The sequence below is a fragment of the Bacillus sp. FJAT-29937 genome (assembly GCF_001509555.1).
Classification (GTDB): domain Bacteria; phylum Bacillota; class Bacilli; order Bacillales; family Cytobacillaceae; genus Cytobacillus.
Genome location: NZ_LMAS01000001.1, coordinates 615679 through 634149, shown reverse-complemented (window position 1 = coordinate 634149; position 18471 = coordinate 615679). Strand labels below are relative to the sequence as shown.

Below are 18471 nucleotides of genomic sequence, written 5' to 3'. Positions count from 1 at the left end.
ACTCTTTTTGTGTTTTATTGCACTGTAATTGGCGGCGTTGTCGGGCTTCTTTTATCTTCCTTTACCTTTTCGAGCGACTGAGCATTTCTCTTGCTGCGAGAGGAAAGAAGAATAAAGTAACTTAAAACACCAAATAAACAAGAAATAAAGAAGGCATGTGCCAATGCGATATATAAATTTAATTTCGATATGACAACTAAGGCTCCTGCAATTACTTGTAAAGACACTAGTATAAAGGAAATGATCCAGCCCCAGTAAATGACTTTTTGATCTTTATAATGTTTAACAGCAATATAGGTAATATAGGCAATCCATATAAAGATGATTCCAGCTGCGGCGCGATGCCCCATTTGTACCCACTCATGCATATTAGTAGGCAAGGAAAAAGAACTGTTAATGCAGAGCGGCCAATCTCTGCACACTAAACTTGCATTTACGTGTCTGACAAGGGCTCCCGTATAAACGACAACATAGCTGTAGATTGTCACGCCTATTATATGCTTCTTCATTCTATTATCGAGGACAATCTTTTCGGCTTCAAACTTTTTATCGACTTCAAATATGAGAAGTGTTAGCAGCAGAACTGTTGAAAAGGAAATTAAAGATATGCCAAAATGCAAGGCAAGAACAAAATCAGATTGTCCCCATTTAACAGCGGCCGCCCCAATTAAACCTTGAAGGACGAGAAAAAAGAAAGAAGTAATAGATAAAAATTTAGTTTCACGAATATGGCCGATCGAGCGCCAAGTCCAAACAGAAAGGATTAGAACCATAATCCCTACTCCACCTGAAACTACCCGATGGGCAAGCTCAATAATTAATTCAGGTGTAATATTCTTTGGAAGAATTTCACCATGACAGAGCGGCCAGGAATCTCCACACCCCATGCCGGAATCGGTTTTTGTAACAAGAGCTCCGCCTAAAAGGACTAACAGCATCCCGATTGTTGTTAATACGGCGAACCATTTAAGTGATCGTTGCAAAGTGCTTCACCCTCTTCTAAATATTAAAAGCGTTATGTACACTATTAATTTTTCATTTATTATAATGAAAGTATCAATGTTTTATTTACATACACCCTATATATTATGGCAGAAAAGCAACAATTATTTAAGTGGAAAAACACAATGACACAAATTATTCATAATTTATTCGAAAATTATTCACAAAAAACGATAAAAGTGTGATTTAATATACAGAGGAAGATGTCTTTTTCATGATATTTTAATAACAGTATTAATACTATTACAATAGTAGAAAACTATTAAGGTTGTCATCATATTGGAAATGCTCTTCGTTTTTTATTGCAAATATAGCATTGTCAGCTAGAATGCTTTATAGTAGTTGTAGTATCTTTGTCGTATTTGTGATAAGGGATAAAGGAGGAAGAAATATGTCTAACTCGAGGGCCTTTATTAATGCTCGTTTAGAAAACAGCAGTGGTAGCCTGGAGAATGAAGTGCCGAAGACAACAGCTTGGAAGGATTTTTTATCGCTGATTAAGATTGGAATTGTAAACTCTAATCTAATAACAACCTTTACTGGTTTATGGCTTGCACTTCACTTTACAGGAAAAGGCTTTTTGAATAATTTGGATATTGTTCTCTATACTGTAATAGGATCATCACTAATTATTGCTGGCTCATGTGCCCTAAATAATTATATTGACCGAGACATTGATCCTTATATGGAAAGAACGAAGAACAGGCCAACTGTTACTGGAAGGGTAACACCTGCCAGAGTGGCGATTTTAAGCTTTTTGTTAATTGGAATTGGTACAGGATTGCTTATGCTCACTACTATAACCGCAGCTTTGATTGGTTTAGTAGGGGTATTTAGTTATATTGTTCTATATACAATCTGGTCAAAACGGAGATACGTTTCCAACACTATTATTGGAAGTATTTCTGGAGCCGCACCTCCACTTATTGGATGGGCTGCGGTAGATGCTAATCTTGACATCATGGCATGGGGATTATTCTTAATTATGTTTTTTTGGCAGCCTCCTCATTTTTATGCGCTTGCTATGAGAAGATGTGAAGAATATCGAGCTGCAAATGTACCAATGCTTCCTGTTGTTAAAGGATTTAAAAGAACGAAAACATCCATTTACTTATGGGTGGCAGGATTATTGCCTCTTCCGTTTTTGCTTCCAGATCTAGGGATTCCTTTTTTGGTTCTCGCTACTATTTTGAATATCGGCTGGATTGCAACAGGAATTTATGCAAGAAAGTTTAAAGACGATATAAAATGGGCTACTTTAATGTTTGTATATTCACTACAATATCTGACTATTATGTTTGTAGCTATGGTAATTATCACATTAATATAAAATAATTTTAGGGGAGGGCTACAAGGCATTTTGATGTGCTTTGGCCCAAACCCTATGAAAAAAATTAGATATCATAATATTAGTTTCCTTTATTTAGGCATACTACATAATAAACTTTGTTAGGAAATTCTTTCTTTTCCTAAATGTTAGAAAGAATTTATATATAATTTTTTCGATCAAACATTTCAAACAGAAATTATACGAAAGAGGGGTTTGATTAAGCTATGAAAAGGCTTGCAAAATGGCGTCTTGCATCGTTGTTCGCGATTCTGGCGCTCATACTATCTGCATGCGGTAATGCAAATTTATCTACTTTACAGCCTGCAGGTGAGGTTGCACAAGAACAATATGATTTGATGGTGCTAAGTACGGCTATTATGGTAGGGGTAATTGCTATTGTAGCAGTGATTTTCTTTATCGTTTTGGTGAGATTCCGTCGTAAGGACGATAAAATCCCAAAACAAGTAGAAGGAAGTCACGCATTAGAAATTATATGGACAGTTATTCCGATCTTACTTGTTTTCGTTTTAGCTGTTCCAACAGTTTCAGCTACATTTAAATTAGCTGATGTGTCTCCTATGGAAAAGAAAAATGAAGATGGCAAAACAGATGCTCTTGTAGTAAATGTACGCGCTAATCTTTACTGGTGGGAATTTGAATATCCAAACGAAGAAATCATTACAAGCCAAGACCTTGTTGTACCAACTGATGAAAGGGTCTACTTTAATCTAATAGCTTCGGATGTTAAGCATTCATTCTGGATTCCAGCTGCTGGTGGGAAATTAGATACAAACACGGATAACGTAAATAAATTCTGGCTTGAATTTAATAATGAAAAATCAGCTGACGTCAATAATGTATTCTACGGAAAATGTGCTGAGCTTTGCGGTCCTTCACACGCTTTAATGGATTTCAAAGTGAAAGCAGTTCCACGGGCTGAATTCGACCAATGGGTAAATGATATGCAAAGTGTTAAAGAGCCAATGCAGGCAACTACTGCTACTGCACAGCAAGGGCAGGAAATCTTTAATCAAAGCTGTATCGGATGTCATGCAGTAACTCCTGCAAACACAACTCCAGAGGCAGCAAGATTAGCACCAAACTTAACAAACTTTGGTGAGCGTGAGAAAATTGCCGGCATCTTGGATCATACAGAACAAGACTTGAAGAATTGGTTGGCTGATCCTGAAAAATATAAGCCAGCTAATAAAATGACTGGGACTTATACTGGTTCTGGTCCTAATGGTGAATTAACTGATGATGAGTTAAATGCCTTAACTGAATATTTGATGGGATTAAAAGTTCAGGGGAAATAGTGTAATTGCTAAAGGGAGGTAAAATTGTGAGTACCATTGCTCAAAAGAAAGGTTTTGGTGCGGTTCTTTGGGATTATCTAACAACTGTAGACCATAAGAAAATTGCACACCTTTATCTTTTTGCTGGCGGATTCTTCTTCCTTCTCGGTGGAATAGAAGCGATGATTATCCGTATTCAGCTTATAAAACCAAATAATGATTTTGTCAGTGCTGGATTATTTAATGAAATGTTAACAATGCACGGCACAACGATGATATTTCTCGCCGCGATGCCATTGTTATTAGGATTTATGAACGCCGTCATGCCACTCCAAATTGGAGCTCGTGACGTTGCATTCCCTTTCCTTAACTCTTTAGGATTTTGGTTATTCTTCTTTGGTGGAGTATTCTTAAACCTATCATGGTTTTTAGGAGGAGCTCCAGATGCTGGATGGACTTCCTATGCATCTTTATCACTCGCATCTGAAGGACATGGAATAGACTTCTATGTACTTGGATTGCAAATTTCAGGTTTTGGTACGCTAATGGGTGGAATTAACTTCCTTGTAACCATTATTAATATGCGTGCGCCGGGAATGACTTATATGCGTATGCCAATGTTTACATGGACGACTTTTGTTGCGTCGTCGCTAATTCTATTTGCATTCCCTCCATTAACAGTAAGTATCTTTTTACTAATGTTTGACCGTATGTTCGGTTCGAATTTCTTTGATGCTTCAATGGGTGGAAATACAATCATTTGGGAGCACTTCTTCTGGATCTTCGGACACCCAGAGGTTTATATCTTGATTTTACCGGCATTTGGTATTTTCTCGGAAATCTTTGCAGTATTTGCAAGAAAGCGTCTGTTCGGATACTCCTCAATGGTATTCGCAACCGTACTAATCGGTTTCTTAGGATTCATGGTATGGGCTCACCATATGTTTACAACTGGTTTAGGTCCAATTGCTAATGCAATTTTTGCCGTTGCGACAATGGCGATTGCAGTACCGACAGGGATTAAAATTTTCAACTGGTTATTTACACTTTGGGGTGGAAGTATTACATTTACAACACCAATGCTTTATGCCATTGCATTTATTCCTTCCTTCCTAATGGGTGGAGTAACTGGGGTAATGCTTGGTGCAGCTGCAGCGGATTATCAATATCATGATACTTATTTCGTTGTTGCCCACTTCCACTATGTAATTGTTGGTGGGGTTGTGTTTGCATTACTTGCTGGAACACATTTCTACTGGCCTAAAATGTTCGGAACTATGTTAAATGAATTCCTTGGAAAAATTACTTTCGTATTATTCTTTATTGGTTTCCATTTAACATTCTTTATCCAGCATTTCTTAGGATTATGGGGAATGCCGCGACGCATTTTCACATTCCTTCCTGGTCAAGGTCTTGAATCTGGAAACTTTGTAAGTACAATTGGGGCATTCTTTATGGCTGTTGCTGTTGTTATTATGCTAATCAACATTGTTGTGACTAGTGTGAAGAATGTTAAAGTTGGCAATGATCCTTGGGGTGACGGCCGTACTCTTGAGTGGGCAATTGCATCTCCGCCGCCATACTATAACTTTAAGCAATTACCATTAGTTCGTGGTCTTGATGCGTACTGGATCGAGAAAATGGAAGGCAAAAAAGGCATGGTGCCTGCAGAGCCTTTAGGTGATATTCATATGCCTAATAATTCATTTATTCCATTCGTTATTTCACTAGGATTGTTCGTTGCAGCATTTGGTGCAATGTATCATTCAGACGAAGGAAATACATGGGGAATTCCAGTATTAATTCTTGGTTTAGTGATCACTTTTGGTTCGATGCTTACACGCTCTTTAAAAGACGATCATGGATACCATATTCATAAAGAAGAATTAATGGATGATATCGACGATAACAATAAGGGGGTTAAGGCATAATGCACGCAGAAGAGAAAATGACGGTTGAAAAATGGCCTGCTTCGCCTGAACTGCAAACCCTCGAGGGTAAAAATAAATTTTTAGGCTTTTGGCTATTCCTAGGTGGAGAGACTGTTCTCTTCGCCTCCCTCTTTGCAACGTATCTTGCTTTAAAGGATTCAGTACCTAGCAGTGATATGAAATTAGCAAAGGATCTATTTGAAATTCCACTTGTTTTTGCAATGACAATGATTCTTTTGACTAGTTCATTAACAAGTGTATATGCAATGTACCATATGAAAAACTTTAATTTTAAGAAAATGCAATTATGGCTTGGCATTACAGTATTGCTTGGTCTGGCGTTCTTAGGTTTAGAGATTTATGAGTTTAACCATTATGTTCATGAATTTGGCCATAAATTTACAAGCAGTGCGTTTGGGTCGGCATTCTATACGCTAGTAGGGTTCCACGGAGCTCACGTTGCCTTTGGATTAGGCTGGATTATTTCATTAATGATCCGTAACAGCAAACGTGGATTAAGCCTTTACAATGCACCAAAGTTTTATGTAGCTAGTTTATACTGGCACTTCATTGATGTTGTTTGGGTATTTATTTTTACAGTTGTATATTTAATGGGAATGGTGGGATAAACTGATGACAAATGAACAATTAAACTCAGGCAACCCTCGTGTAGACATTGAATATCGCCGCAGAAAAAGTGCCGAAGAAATGAAACACCATATTATTTCATTTGCATTGATGATTTTCTTGACGCTTGTTGCATTCGTTGCGGTTGGCTATGAAGGATTTTCTGGCTGGTTTATTATTCCTTTCATTTTAATCCTTGCAGGTGTTCAAGTAATATTTCAGTTATACTACTTCATGCATATGAGTCATGAAGGCCATGAAGCGCCAAAATTATTTATGTACTCTGGCATGTTCATTGCATTTGTAACAATTCTGTGTTACACGACAATTATTTGGTGGTAATAAATAGAAAGGAAATCGGCTGTCAGCCGGTTTTCTTTTTAGTTTAACGAAATAGTATTAATATTAGGACTTCTTTTGAAGGGGTGATTATGCAGTGGCAATTCAAATTTTTGGTTTTCGAGCATTATGGAGCCCATACTATTTTCTTTTTTTAGCACTAATGCTAGTAGGTTATTTTTTAGTAACAATTAAATATAGAAAGAAATTTTCTGACAGCGAACCGTTAAGGGTAGGCCAAGCTATTCACTTTTCTATAGCTATTGTCCTTTTATATTTAATAAAAGGCTCTCCAATTGATTTAATGGGTCATCTCATGTTTTATGCACATATGATTCAGATGGCAATTCTTTGCCTAGTTATCCCACAATTTATTGTTTTGGGAGTGCCAGCCTGGATTTGGCGTTATTTGTTTAAAAGATCAGCCTTAAAAAATGTTCTTACATTTATGACAAAGCCTGTTGTAGCCCTATTATTATTTAATGGGATATTCTCCATCTATCATATTCCTCTAGTGTTTGATTTAGTTAAAACAAGTTTTTGGCTTCACGCAGCCTATACTAGTTTATTGTTTGTTATGGGGATCATTTTTTGGTGGCCAATTGACAATAAACTTGAAGATCATCAATCGTTAAGCGGTCTTAAGAAAGTAGGATATATATTTGCTGGCAGTGCGTTATTATTACCAGCATGTGCATTAATCATTTTTGCTGATACTCCTTTATACTCTTCTTTTTCTGATCCAGATGCTTGGGCGAAATCATTAGAGCTTTGTGTACCTGCATCTACACTTGCAGGCTTAACTTTAAGCGGACCTGAGATGTTTAGCAACATGACCTTATTAAACGATCAGCAGCTTGGCGGGATTATTATGAAAATTATTCAAGAAGTCGTTTACGGTGTAGCGTTAGCGCAAATTTTCTTTAGCTGGTATCGTAAAGAGCAGGAAGAAACCGAAATTGAAAAGCAGCATTCTCTCAATCCTCACATAATTGAATGACAAAAGCCTCATCTACTCTGATGAGGTTTTTAATATGTCTATATAAATAATCACACTACTCTATATGATATTTGAACAAATTAGGAACTTTTTCAAAAAGGGGTCTATGTTTGTTGATTATGTAGCAGAACTTTAATAGAATTAACGATGTGAACCATACATTTACTTAAATTTTTGTGAATGAGAACATAGGGTGTAGAAAGGAAGTTATTATGAATTATTCAGTGCCAATTTTACCAACAATAAGCACAACATTTATTGTTTTGAGTGCCATTGCAGTTGCAATTGGGTGGGCGCAAATTCGCCAAAGAAAAATAGAAACCCATAAAAAGACGATGACATTAGCCGCAGTATTCGCAATTATATTCTTTATTATTTATGCTAGCAGAACTATATTTATTGGCAATACTGCCTTCGGTGGTCCTGATGAAATTAAGATCTATTATACTATATTCCTAATTTTTCACATTACTCTAGCGACTGTAGGAGCTATATTTGGCATTGTTACTCTTTATACTGGTTACAAAAATAAGCTGAGTAAACATAGAAGGCTAGGGCCGGTTACTAGCATCATATGGTTTGTTACTGCTATTACAGGTGTTGCCGTGTACTTATTATTATATGTTTTTTATCATGGGGGCGAAACAACCTCTGCTATTAAAGCAATTTTAGGTTTTTAATAATCATTTTCGCAGATAAAAAAAACGGACACATGGTTGCCATGCGTCCGTATTTCTTTATTTTGCAAACTTTTCAATTTCTGAATTAAGTTCACTTAGAATCTTTTCACATTGACTGACGAGTGACTTAGGGAAAACCTCATCTTCGCCATATTCAACACCGTGAGGATAATAATATTTACCAAGTACTGGTGTCTTTAATTGAATAACGGCTTTGAAAGTGTCAACATCCCCTTCAACTGCAAGACCAAATACACGTAAATAGAAGGTTCCTTCTTTAAGATCAAATCTGCGATCATATGTAACCCTTTCATAGTCCCATTGCCCTTCACGGACAAGACCTTTTGAATGCATCACTTCATCTAAGCGAACGAGGTCCGCTTTCTTTTTTTCAATCCCCGTATTTTCAAACTTCATATGTATCCCTCCTAAAACAATCCATTATTAGCTGGCAATAGCTAATACATTAGTCAAAATTAATAACAATTACTATCCAAGTCTTATAATAGTAGAAATAGCATGAAGATGCAATGTATACATGAAGAAAACAAATGAAATTCAATTATTATTCACTATTTTTCAATCACAATGACTGACAATGAAATTTTATCTGCTGTTTTGGAGAATATAATGATTGAAAGTGAAGGGGGTTATGAATGAAGAGGACTATTAAATATTTTATTTGCCTTTATCTTTGCCTTTATTATGCTCCTATGAGCGAGGCTGAGGCTGAAACTCAATATGTAGTTAATCGTGGGGATACCCTTTGGAAAATTGCTTTAATTAATGGAGTTGAGCTTAAATCAATCATTCAAAGCAATACACAAATATTAAATCCGCATTTAATTTTTCCGGGACAAAAAATAACAATTCCAGATTTAAAGAGAACTGAAAAAGGGATCTCATTATCTCCTTCCGAGAGAAGTCTATTGGAGCTGACAAACTCGAAGAGAGCAAATGCAGGGCTGAAGCCTCTAATAGTAGATGATTCCTTAACAATAGCAGCGAGACAAAAAGCTTTCGATATGATGGAAAAAGAATATGTGTCGCATATTTCACCAAGCTATGGAGATTCTACAAATATGTTGAAGACCTTTCGAATTCCGTTTGAAAAGGTCCAAGAAAATATTGGTGCAGGATATAGTTCACCCGAAAAGATTTTCACCCTTTGGATGAATTCTTCCGATAACCAGCCAAAATTATTAGATAAACTGTCTACCCATATAGGTGTAGGTCATGCGAAAGGCGGCCTTCATGGGCATTATTGGACAGTTTTAATTATTCAAAGAGCAGAAGGAGGAAGTTAGATGGAGAAGATCCATGATATTATGACAGATAAGGTTGATAGTTGTTCATTGTTAGACAATGTATTTGAAGTAGCTGTAAAAATGAAGGAATTAAATGTTGGTGCCATTCCAATTGTTGATAATGATCAACTTGTTGGGATGATCACTGACCGGGATATTGTCTTACGATGTGTGGCTGAGAAAAATCCGCCATCATCAAAAGTTGAAAAAATTATGAGTAAGGACTTAGTAACTGTTACAAAAGATATGGATGCTCATGAGGCAGCTAGTTTAATGGCCAAGCACCAAATTAGACGATTACCTGTTGTAGAAGGAAACAAATTAGTTGGTATCGTTTCATTGGGTGATTTTGCAGTGCACCATTTAACAGACCAGAAGGCAGGAGAAGCTCTAACTGATATTTCCGAATCAAGCAATCAAATTCAGCATTAAAGTATGGAACACCTTTGTAAGGTGTTCTTTTTTAATATAGTAATAAATACTTGATTTTCTATCCATAACAAGTGAAACTTATTAGAATCTTCTGCCCCTTCTATTAAAAAGAAAATAAATGATGTTATACTAAGAATTGAGAGTTATCATATATATATAGTACAAAGTATAGAAAGGAGGCAAGCCTCTGAGGACTTTAATTAGGATTTTAATTATTATTTCTATCCTTCTTGCAGTAGGACTTTACTTTAATCATGATACCGTTCCTAATGACGAAATTTTAATAAATGAAGTTAGTACCCAGCCAAAAGTTGATCATGATTTAGGAGAGATAGGTTCTGAAAATACTTCTGTTCTAAAGATGCCAAACGAAGGGCTAGTTAGTTTAATGGGCAAGTCCTCCAGTAATCTTATTAGCGAGCTGGGCAAGCCTGCACGAATTGATCCATCATTGTATGGGTTTGATTGGTGGATTTACTCCATTAATTATGATAAATATATTCAGGCTGGCATTAAAGATGATGTGATTGTTACGATTTTTGCAACGGGGACAGATATTCAAATACCGCCATTCAAAATTGGGCAGTCTGTGGCAGAACTATATACCTCTACAGTCTTTGACACAAATATTAATCTTGAATATAAGAATAGTTCTTATAAATTTGAACTGTCTGAAGATGATTTGAATACTCGTCCGCTTATTATGATTGGTAATGTTTATGCACAACTTTATTTAGATAAATTTAGCAGCACTCTTTCCAGCATTCGACTAATTGATACTGAAACTTTGATTAAACAGCATCCATATGAAATGGTCTATAGAGGAGAACTGCCTGAAGGATTTCAGGAATCGAACATAAATGAGGAAGCAGTAGAAAGAGGGAAGGAAAGACAGATTTTTGATATTACGAATGTTTTTCGAGTACGGAATGAATTGGAACCATTAGAATGGGATGAAGAAACGGCTAAGGTCGCACTTGCGCATAGTAAGGATATGTATGAAAGTCAGCAGTTTTCTCATATTTCAGATGAATTCGGGGATTTAACAGACCGTTTGGAAGCTGGGAATGTCTTTTACCAAATAGCAGGGGAGAATATTGCTGCTAATTATTTGGATGGACCAGCTGCTGTAGAAGGCTGGCTAAATAGTAAGGGCCATCGCGAAAGTTTATTAAATGCACAATTTACTCACTTAGGAGTAGGCGTTTATAAAAAGCATTATACGCAAAACTTTATTGAGAAATGGCAGGAATAAGCAATTATAATTTTATATTTTTTAGAAAGAGCTTGTTTAATTGCACAAGCTCTTTTTTATATTCGAATCATCCAAATTTTTCAATTCTGCCGTCAAGAAACTCCACCTAATTATTTTTTCGTATAATAAAAAAACTGCCGGTAGCATGTGCCATTTTTTTGCCGTCTGAACGATATACATATGCGGACATTACCATTGTTTTCGTGCCTTTATGTTCAAGATGAGCTTTGCACTGAATATAGTCCCCTTTGCCGACAGATAAATAATGAATATTTAATTGGGTTGTAACAGCACCATAGCCTTCTGGGAGTAGGAAGTTTGCCAATGTTCCCATTGCCGTATCGATAATAGTTGCTGTAATTCCGCCATGTACGATCCCAAATGAATTATTTAGAAGAGGGCTAATTGGGACGGTTATTTCGCACTGCTCGTTTGTCATTGTTTTTTCCATATGCATTAAAGCATCAACATATGAGTTGTTTATATTCTGTTGCTTCTTTTGAAAACCACGTAATAAATCCGTTAGCGTATTTAATTCATCTGGTGTTATATTTGCTAAGCAGTCTTCTACAATCTCTCTTACTTGATTTTTCATTTCATATTCACCTTTCAAGCATTATATTCTGTATACATATTATCATTTTTGTATGAACTTGAATAATTTGATTTTTTAAATTGTCCTTTCACCTTTTATTCAATCGAACATAAAATAACATAGGCATTTGTAACAAACCGAGGTGAATGAGGCAAATGACTAAAAAAAAGCTCCATCCTTCTGTTGAAAAATTTAAAGAATTTGTGAAAAAAAATCCTAAAATTATTCAAGAGGTTCGGGAAGGAAAGAAAACTTTGCAGGAGTTATATGAAGACTGGTATTTATTAGGGGAAGATGATCCGAAATGGGGAAATATGCGATCAGAGGATCAAGAGAAGAGCAAAACGGAAGAAAAAAAATCTGATTGGATGTCCCAAATGATGGGCTCATTAAAGAAAATGGATTCAAACCAGGTGCAAGGGTATATTCAAAATCTTAATCAGGCATTAGCAGCAGTTCAAGGGGTTCTATCACAATTTCAGGGAGGCAGTCCACAGAATAAATTGACTAAATCAACTCCACCGCCTCCAAACCCATTTAAGTTTAAAAAAGATTAGGTAAGAGGGGTACGAGATGAGAAAAGAGGTTATGGAATATGTTAGTCAAAATAAGGATTTACAAAGGTTTATGAGAGAACAGCCTGCATGGTATAGGCGATTATCACGAAATCCCAATGATATCCAGGCGCTTGAAATAGCCGCATTACATCATTATCAAAGAACAATTCCGCATAAGGTTGAAAAATTTACAAATAGTGTACAAATGGCCACTATGATGATGAGTATGTTCCAAGCAATGAAATCACAAACATAAAGAAAGCTTTCTCGTAAAAATGAGAGAGCTTTTTATTTTTGCACAAAGGCATGTTAGGAGAGAGTAAAAATGGCTAATGAAGCAAACAATAAATCCATATGAAAGGCTTTTTTAACAAAGGAGTGTTGCACAAAGTGAAACGATTCATTTATTTATATATACTATGTTTATTCGTGGGACTAGCAGGCTGTCAAAATGATAAGCCAAAGCCTGAAACAAAATTAATGATTCAGGCAGTTAACATATCCAATCTTGATCATTATATCCCTGTGATGGCATTACCTGCAAGTAAGGATCCATTTTATGTGAATCATCAGGTGAAAGGAAAAAATATCTTTATTGAATGTGTAGTTCCGGGTATTACTTTTCGGGATTCAAATCATTCGAATAAAGGCTCGATAATTTTATATGTAGATGGGAAGAAGAAAGAGAAAATTTCATCTGCAGCTTTTATCGTTAAAGGATTACCTGCAGGTTCACATCGAATAAAATTAGAGGTAGTGAAGGATAATCAGCCGACTCCAATCATGAAAAAGGAGTTTTATGTAACGATCCCATAACTTTTGATTTCCACTGTTTCATGGTAAAATATGAAGCGGAGGTGAACAGATGCTTGCTACAAGTGAAAGAGTAGAAATTCTAGAGTCTGCCGAGCAAATTGCTTTTATGATTATTCATTCAGTGGAGGCGGAGAGGTACCGTCAATGCTTATATAGATTAAACACAAGCAAGGAAACACAAAGAAAAATTCGTGAATTCGTAAATATGAAAGAGCATTACGAAGAAGTGCAGCGATTTGGAAAGTATCATCCTGAATATAAAACAGTCATGAAATCTATCCGGGAATTAAAGAGAGAGATGGACATGGATGATCATGTTGCTGAGTTTAGGAAGGCGGAAAATGACCTTCAATTTATTCTAGATGACGTAAGTGTAATAATTGGACATGCGGTTTCCGAACAGATAAAAGTCCCAACTGGAAACCCGTTTTTTAATAGCATGTCAAGCTGTGGCGGAGGCTGCGGATCGGGAGGAAGCTGTGGCTGCTCTTAATATACATGAGGCATCGGACTATTCCGATGCCGTTTTTTTAATATCTGTTATTAGCAAATGTAGCAAAGATTTATCATTCCTGCTCAAGCCCATTGAAAGATCATGTTTTTTTATGCTAGACTTATGAAAATAGTTGTTTTTTGAAGGGGAAGAAATTATGCTGGGTCAGCGGCAAGGGATTATTGTCTGGCTTTATTCTCTAAAACAGGCAAAAATGTTAAGAAGATTTGGAAATGTTCATTATGTTTCTAAAAGATTAAAATATGTAGTGTTATATTGTAATCTTGACGAAACAGAGGAAATCATGGCAAAAATAAGTGCTTTTTCATTTGTAAAGAAAGTTGAACCATCGTATAAACCTTTCTTGAAGATGGAATTTGAGAATTCAAAGCCAGATAAAGCAAAGGAATATGATTATAAGATGGGCATTTAAAAGGTAAGGGCACTGGTCCTTGCCTTTTTCAATTTCTCGTATACATTTAAATGTTTTAAAAAAATAGATCGCTGAAAAAACAAACTTTTTCGTCATTTTCATACAAAATTCATGTACTGATGCTTTCGGATTTGCTATGGTTATTATGAGGAAAGTTAGTGAAGGGGATTAGTATGTGGAAAACATTTGTTCTAATTTCTATCGTATTAACAACAGTTATCGGAGGTATGTTGTTTTGGCAATGGAAGGCATATTCTAAGCAAAACGAATCCACAAATGAAACTTTTGAAAAAGCAGCCCAAGAAATAACTGTTAAATCGAACGCAAATGACCTGTTGATTACACAAAAGATAACAGGACTTACAGCTGGAAAAGAATATTTGGCTGAAAATCCCGAAAGCCTTTTTCGCTGGACATGTATAGATAATAATAAACCTTGCGAGTCAAAGGATGATCAACAATTAATTTTAATCCCTGAACAGAATGAGCTCGTATTTGAATATATAATCCCGATTACAAAAGAGAGTAAAGCTTTTTTACTTAAAGACTGGACAACATCTTTGCCTGAGGTTGCTATAACAAGATCATCGATTATTATTGTTGATTCTGTTAAAAAAGGCGGTACATGGGCAGCAGGAGCAAGGCTGAAGGGATTTAAAGAAATGGATTTAATTGATTATTATTATTTTGAGGGTATCGGAAGCGCTCCCGCTGTTTATTGGCAGTCTGAACTTCTGCAAGCTGCTGAAAACAAAAATGGAGCAGTTACATATTTTAGCAATCAAGAAATAGACCATTCCGTTATGAAGGAGATTCAAAGTTTAAAAGATTTTCCTTACGTATCTGTCATTTTTACTGATCTGATTAATGAACAGTCTAGCAAAGGTCTTTTATTTTCAAATCCCAGTATTAAGGAAGAGGCTTTTAAGCGGAAGATGTTTACCTATTTTTATGAAAAAAAATTAAAAAGTCTTCCAAATGAACAAGACTGGGTCATCGATGCCCTTACTTCTTATTCGGCCAATTTACAAGCGAGTACTGCGAAAGGCAGCCAAGTTTTACTTGAAATGAATAATAAGCTGACCGAAGAGGAAATAGAGTCTTTCTTTCGTGCGATTAATAGCAGCTCTAAACCTTTAACTATACAAAATTTAGATAACTATGTTTCTGAAATACGAGGTTTAAGCACTCGCTTTTTTACATTGAATGAGGGGAAAAACGATGTGCTCGTGCCCCTTTATTTTTACGATTCTCGAAAAGTCGTTGTAAATGGCACTGCTAATGAAGGAATAGAGATTATTTTTGAAAAGGGAAAAAGTATGTTTCCTTTTATTCATACAATGAAGGCATTAGGGTTTGAGATAGAAATCCTTGCTGACAAGGAAACGATTCTTGTAAGGAAAGGATCAAATACATACCGTTTTTTTCTAAACAGAAATATTTTTATTTATAACGAAGATGATTATGGTTTATTAGAAAGGCCTATAGCAGTCATTAATGGAAATATATATATGAGCGGGCAATGGATTGAAGCCTTGTTTAAGATTACGATTGAAGAGAAAGATGGTGAAATTATTATATTATCTTGAAATAAATGGCTTGGAAAAAATAAAAAACCCTGCAGAAATTCTGCAGGGTCCTTCTATATCCCTATTAAGGATAGAAGGCAAAGGGAGAGGAGAAACCGGAGGAAGAACTTATGGGGAAACGTAAGTCTTCTCCGCGGTTGGCAACAACATCCTCGAATAGATGCTGTTAAATACATTATTTCCACAATAGCTCTGGATATACACGATGAGGGATATTTTTTTCCATTGGTTCATTAAATGGATCAATTAGCCATTTTTTCACACTTTGCGGGAAGAATCGAATAACATATTGGCTACAGATAAATAATTATGATAGGATAGGAAGGAAAAAATAGACAGAGTATTGATTAGTGGTGATAATGAATAATGAGAGTAGTTTCAGGCACGAGAAAAGGAAAGGCATTAAAGGCCGTACCTGGAAGTTCAACAAGACCTACAACTGATAAAGTGAAGGAATCTATGTTTAATATGATTGGACCTTATTTCGATGGGGGAAGTGTCCTTGACTTATTCGCCGGCAGCGGGGGCCTTGGCATAGAGGCTTTAAGCCGCGGCATGGAGAAGGCGATTTTTGTAGACAAGGATGGGAAGGCAATTCAGACTATTCACGATAATGTGAATTCATGTGACTTTGAGGACAAAGCAGAAATTTATCGAAATGAAGCGGAAAGAGCTCTAAAGGCAGTTGTCAAAAGAGAAATATCCTTTGATATTATCTTTATGGATCCTCCTTATAAAAAACAGCAGCTTTTAAAACTGCTAGAAATAATTAATGCAGAAAATGTGCTTGTTGAAGGCGGGACCATTGTATGTGAGCATGGCTCTGATATTCAATTACCTGATACTGTTGGGAGACTTGAAAAGCGAAAATATGAAAAATACGGCATGATTGCGGTAACAATCTATCATATGCCGATATAAATATACGAGGGGGATAATTATGGGCGGTATTGCTGTTTGCCCTGGCAGTTTTGATCCAATTACTTATGGTCATCTTGATATTATTAAAAGAGGAGCAAAAGTATTTGAAGAAATTCATGTTGTTGTATTAAACAACTCTTCGAAAAATCCATTATTTACTGTTGATGAAAGGTTGAAGTTAATAAAGGAAGTGACAAAGGATATACCTAATGTGACGGTTTCTACCTTTCAGGGCTTGCTTGTGGATTATGCGAATATGGTAAATGCAAGCGCTATTATTCGCGGTCTGCGTGCAGTTTCGGATTTTGAATATGAGATGCAGATTACCTCCATGAACCGTGTGCTAAATGATAAAATTGAAACCTTTTTCATCATGACAAACAATCAATATTCTTTTTTAAGCTCTAGTATTGTGAAGGAAGTTGCCAAATATAATGGGAAGGTTTCAGAGCTTGTTCCACCTGCTGTAGAAGAAGCACTGAAGGAAAAATTTAAAGAATAAAACAAACGAGCACCCTCCCGTGCTCGTTAATTTACATTACACTATATAGGCTATCTTCCTAATCTTCTCGCAAGTATTATAGTGTAGCATAGCAATGCGAAGATCGTGATAAGAGGACCTGCTTCTGAAATACTTGTAAACCATGTTTGCAGCCAGGAGCCTTCACCCAAAAAGGCAACCGGTACTGCATTCGAAGGCTGCTCAGTATTATAAAAACGTTCATAAATGGGATTCCAGAGAAGGGCTGCATAAAAAGCCGCAAAGAACCCATGAAAAATACGTGCAATGAAGAAGGGCTTAAAACCAATATCAGTCTGAGCCAGTATACTTGCGACCTGCGCCTGAACGCTAAAGCCGCTGAATGCTAAAATGAAGCTTGTAATAATTATTTGGTGCATAAGAGTTGCTTCCTGAACTTGACTTGTCAGTTGGCTCCCGAGTGTAATTTCAAAAATACCCGAAATAAATGGAGTGCTTAATTCAACAGGCAAACGAAATGCTGACAGGATCAAATCTAACCCGCCAGCTAAAAAGGCGGTAATCCCAAGATGATAAAGCAGTTTATTAATGACTGAAAAAAGAATAATAAAACCGCCAATCATTAATAAAGTTCGAATAGACGACATGACTGCATCGCCTAGAAGCTTGCCAATCGGCCGATTATCATTAATTCTCGTACGGTGAAGGACGGATAATGCGTATCTAATTGAGGGCTTTCCTTGTTTCTTCTCGTTCGTTTCTTCGTTTTTACGGCCATAAAATCTCATTGAAAGTCCAACTGTAATATTGCCTAAATAATGAGCTAAAGCCAGGATCACACCAAGCTTTGCATTATGGAAAAAACCGACAGACACAGCACCGAAAATAAACAATGGGTTGGAACAATTAGTGAAGGCAACTAATCGTTCAGCTTCAGTTTTGGATATTTGACCTTCCTGTCTTAGCCGTGCGGTTAATTTTGCACCAGCAGGAAAACCGGATGCCATGCCCATTGCCCAGACAAACCCGCCAACACCAGGGACCTTGAATAAAGGGCGCATGAGAGGCTCAAGGAGTACACCAATAAACCTGACTACTCCAAACCCTATAAGCATTTCAGAAACAATAAAAAAAGGTAAAAGGGAAGGAAATACGATTTCCCACCACATGTTCAAGCCCCTTATGGAAGCATCTACAGACTCTTGAGGAAAAGAAATAAGTGATATGGCCATCATCGTTACGGATAAGGCAAGAACGATTGTTTTTATTTTAGAACGTAACACTAGGCAGAGCCTCCCTCAAAAGTTGAACTGGCTGTTACTGCAAATATGCCTTGTCCTCTATAAATCAATATACTCATAGAACAGTAAAATAGACCATAAGATTGA

At 36.4% G+C, this 18471-nt stretch carries 22 protein-coding genes; 18 read left to right on the top strand and 4 right to left on the bottom strand.

What is annotated here, in order from left to right; translation table 11 throughout:
- Positions 1-14 precede the first annotated feature (14 nt).
- A complete protein-coding gene (locus tag AR328_RS03090; protein WP_066289531.1) occupies positions 15-983 on the bottom strand; it encodes a COX15/CtaA family protein in 969 nt (322 codons plus the stop codon).
- A 410-nt stretch (positions 984-1393) separates the two neighbouring features.
- Here AR328_RS03090 and cyoE point away from each other — a divergent pair, with 410 nt between their 5' ends.
- From cyoE to AR328_RS03055, 7 genes are all read left to right on the top strand, one after another.
- Positions 1394-2332 carry a heme o synthase gene (cyoE, locus tag AR328_RS03085; RefSeq protein WP_066289527.1) on the top strand — a complete coding sequence of 313 codons (939 nt, stop codon included), beginning with the start codon at positions 1394-1396 and terminating at the stop codon, positions 2330-2332.
- Positions 2333-2556: 224 nt separating this feature from the next.
- On the top strand, positions 2557-3648 hold the full coding sequence (gene coxB, locus AR328_RS03080; RefSeq protein WP_066289523.1) for a cytochrome c oxidase subunit II: 1092 nt from the start codon (positions 2557-2559) through the stop codon (positions 3646-3648).
- 23 nt (positions 3649-3671) lie between these two features.
- Positions 3672-5558, top strand: a complete 1887-nt coding sequence (locus tag AR328_RS03075) for a cytochrome c oxidase subunit I (RefSeq protein WP_197414409.1) — start codon at positions 3672-3674, stop codon at positions 5556-5558.
- A complete protein-coding gene (locus AR328_RS03070; RefSeq protein ID WP_066289516.1) occupies positions 5558-6187 on the top strand; it encodes a cytochrome (ubi)quinol oxidase subunit III in 630 nt (209 codons plus the stop codon). The genes AR328_RS03075 and AR328_RS03070 overlap by 1 nt, the downstream gene beginning before the upstream one ends.
- 4 nt (positions 6188-6191) lie before the next feature.
- Positions 6192-6527, top strand: coding sequence for a cytochrome c oxidase subunit IVB (ctaF, locus tag AR328_RS03065; RefSeq protein ID WP_066289514.1), 336 nt, complete (start codon positions 6192-6194; stop codon positions 6525-6527).
- A 94-nt stretch (positions 6528-6621) separates the two neighbouring features.
- Positions 6622-7524, top strand: coding sequence for a cytochrome c oxidase assembly factor CtaG (gene ctaG, locus AR328_RS03060; protein ID WP_066289512.1), 903 nt, complete (start codon positions 6622-6624; stop codon positions 7522-7524).
- 212 nt (positions 7525-7736) lie between these two features.
- Complete coding sequence (locus AR328_RS03055) at positions 7737-8204, top strand: DUF420 domain-containing protein (protein WP_066289510.1); 468 nt, start codon at positions 7737-7739, stop codon at positions 8202-8204.
- 57 nt (positions 8205-8261) lie between these two features.
- Here AR328_RS03055 and AR328_RS03050 read toward each other — a convergent pair whose 3' ends face one another.
- Complete coding sequence (locus AR328_RS03050) at positions 8262-8621, bottom strand: YugN family protein (RefSeq protein ID WP_066289507.1); 360 nt, start codon at positions 8619-8621, stop codon at positions 8262-8264.
- Positions 8622-8860: 239 nt separating this feature from the next.
- Between AR328_RS03050 and AR328_RS03045 the strand changes: the two genes are divergently transcribed.
- The 3 genes from AR328_RS03045 (at position 8861) to AR328_RS03035 (ending at position 11198) form a co-directional block, all read left to right on the top strand.
- Positions 8861-9511 (top strand): CAP domain-containing protein, encoded by a 651-nt coding sequence (locus tag AR328_RS03045; protein ID WP_066289500.1) that lies wholly within the window; start codon positions 8861-8863, stop codon positions 9509-9511.
- Entirely contained in the window at positions 9512-9943 is a 432-nt protein-coding gene (locus AR328_RS03040) for a CBS domain-containing protein (protein ID WP_066289498.1), read from the top strand. It begins immediately after the preceding gene.
- Positions 9944-10331: 388 nt separating this feature from the next.
- The gene (locus AR328_RS03035; RefSeq protein WP_231734735.1) at positions 10332-11198 is read left to right on the top strand and encodes a CAP domain-containing protein; all 867 of its coding nucleotides are present in this window, start codon (positions 10332-10334) and stop codon (positions 11196-11198) included.
- Positions 11199-11304: 106 nt separating this feature from the next.
- Here AR328_RS03035 and AR328_RS03030 read toward each other — a convergent pair whose 3' ends face one another.
- Positions 11305-11793: a PaaI family thioesterase gene (locus AR328_RS03030; RefSeq protein ID WP_066289490.1), complete on the bottom strand. Its 489-nt coding sequence runs from the start codon at positions 11791-11793 to the stop codon at positions 11305-11307.
- A 155-nt stretch (positions 11794-11948) separates the two neighbouring features.
- On the opposite strand from AR328_RS03030, the gene AR328_RS03025 reads away from it, so the two are divergent.
- From AR328_RS03025 to coaD, 8 genes are all read left to right on the top strand, one after another.
- Positions 11949-12350 carry a YlbD family protein gene (locus tag AR328_RS03025; RefSeq protein WP_066289487.1) on the top strand — a complete coding sequence of 134 codons (402 nt, stop codon included), beginning with the start codon at positions 11949-11951 and terminating at the stop codon, positions 12348-12350.
- 16 nt (positions 12351-12366) lie between these two features.
- On the top strand, positions 12367-12606 hold the full coding sequence (locus AR328_RS03020; RefSeq protein WP_066289485.1) for a YlbE-like family protein: 240 nt from the start codon (positions 12367-12369) through the stop codon (positions 12604-12606).
- Positions 12607-12740: 134 nt separating this feature from the next.
- Positions 12741-13166 (top strand): hypothetical protein, encoded by a 426-nt coding sequence (locus AR328_RS03015; RefSeq protein ID WP_066289482.1) that lies wholly within the window; start codon positions 12741-12743, stop codon positions 13164-13166.
- 49 nt (positions 13167-13215) lie between these two features.
- On the top strand, positions 13216-13659 hold the full coding sequence (locus AR328_RS03010; RefSeq protein WP_066289476.1) for a YlbF family regulator: 444 nt from the start codon (positions 13216-13218) through the stop codon (positions 13657-13659).
- A gap of 157 nt (positions 13660-13816) precedes the next feature.
- Complete coding sequence (locus AR328_RS03005) at positions 13817-14092, top strand: YlbG family protein (protein ID WP_066289475.1); 276 nt, start codon at positions 13817-13819, stop codon at positions 14090-14092.
- Positions 14093-14265: 173 nt separating this feature from the next.
- Positions 14266-15681, top strand: coding sequence for a stalk domain-containing protein (locus AR328_RS03000; RefSeq protein ID WP_066289471.1), 1416 nt, complete (start codon positions 14266-14268; stop codon positions 15679-15681).
- Between the two features lie 366 nt (positions 15682-16047).
- Positions 16048-16602, top strand: a complete 555-nt coding sequence (gene rsmD, locus AR328_RS02995; RefSeq protein ID WP_066289468.1) for a 16S rRNA (guanine(966)-N(2))-methyltransferase RsmD — start codon at positions 16048-16050, stop codon at positions 16600-16602.
- Positions 16603-16621: 19 nt separating this feature from the next.
- The gene (gene coaD / locus AR328_RS02990) at positions 16622-17104 is read left to right on the top strand and encodes a pantetheine-phosphate adenylyltransferase (protein ID WP_066289466.1); all 483 of its coding nucleotides are present in this window, start codon (positions 16622-16624) and stop codon (positions 17102-17104) included.
- A gap of 50 nt (positions 17105-17154) precedes the next feature.
- On the opposite strand, the gene ylbJ is transcribed toward coaD, so the two are convergent.
- A complete protein-coding gene (gene ylbJ, locus AR328_RS02985) occupies positions 17155-18366 on the bottom strand; it encodes a sporulation integral membrane protein YlbJ (protein WP_066289462.1) in 1212 nt (403 codons plus the stop codon).
- Positions 18367-18471: the final 105 nt, after the last annotated feature.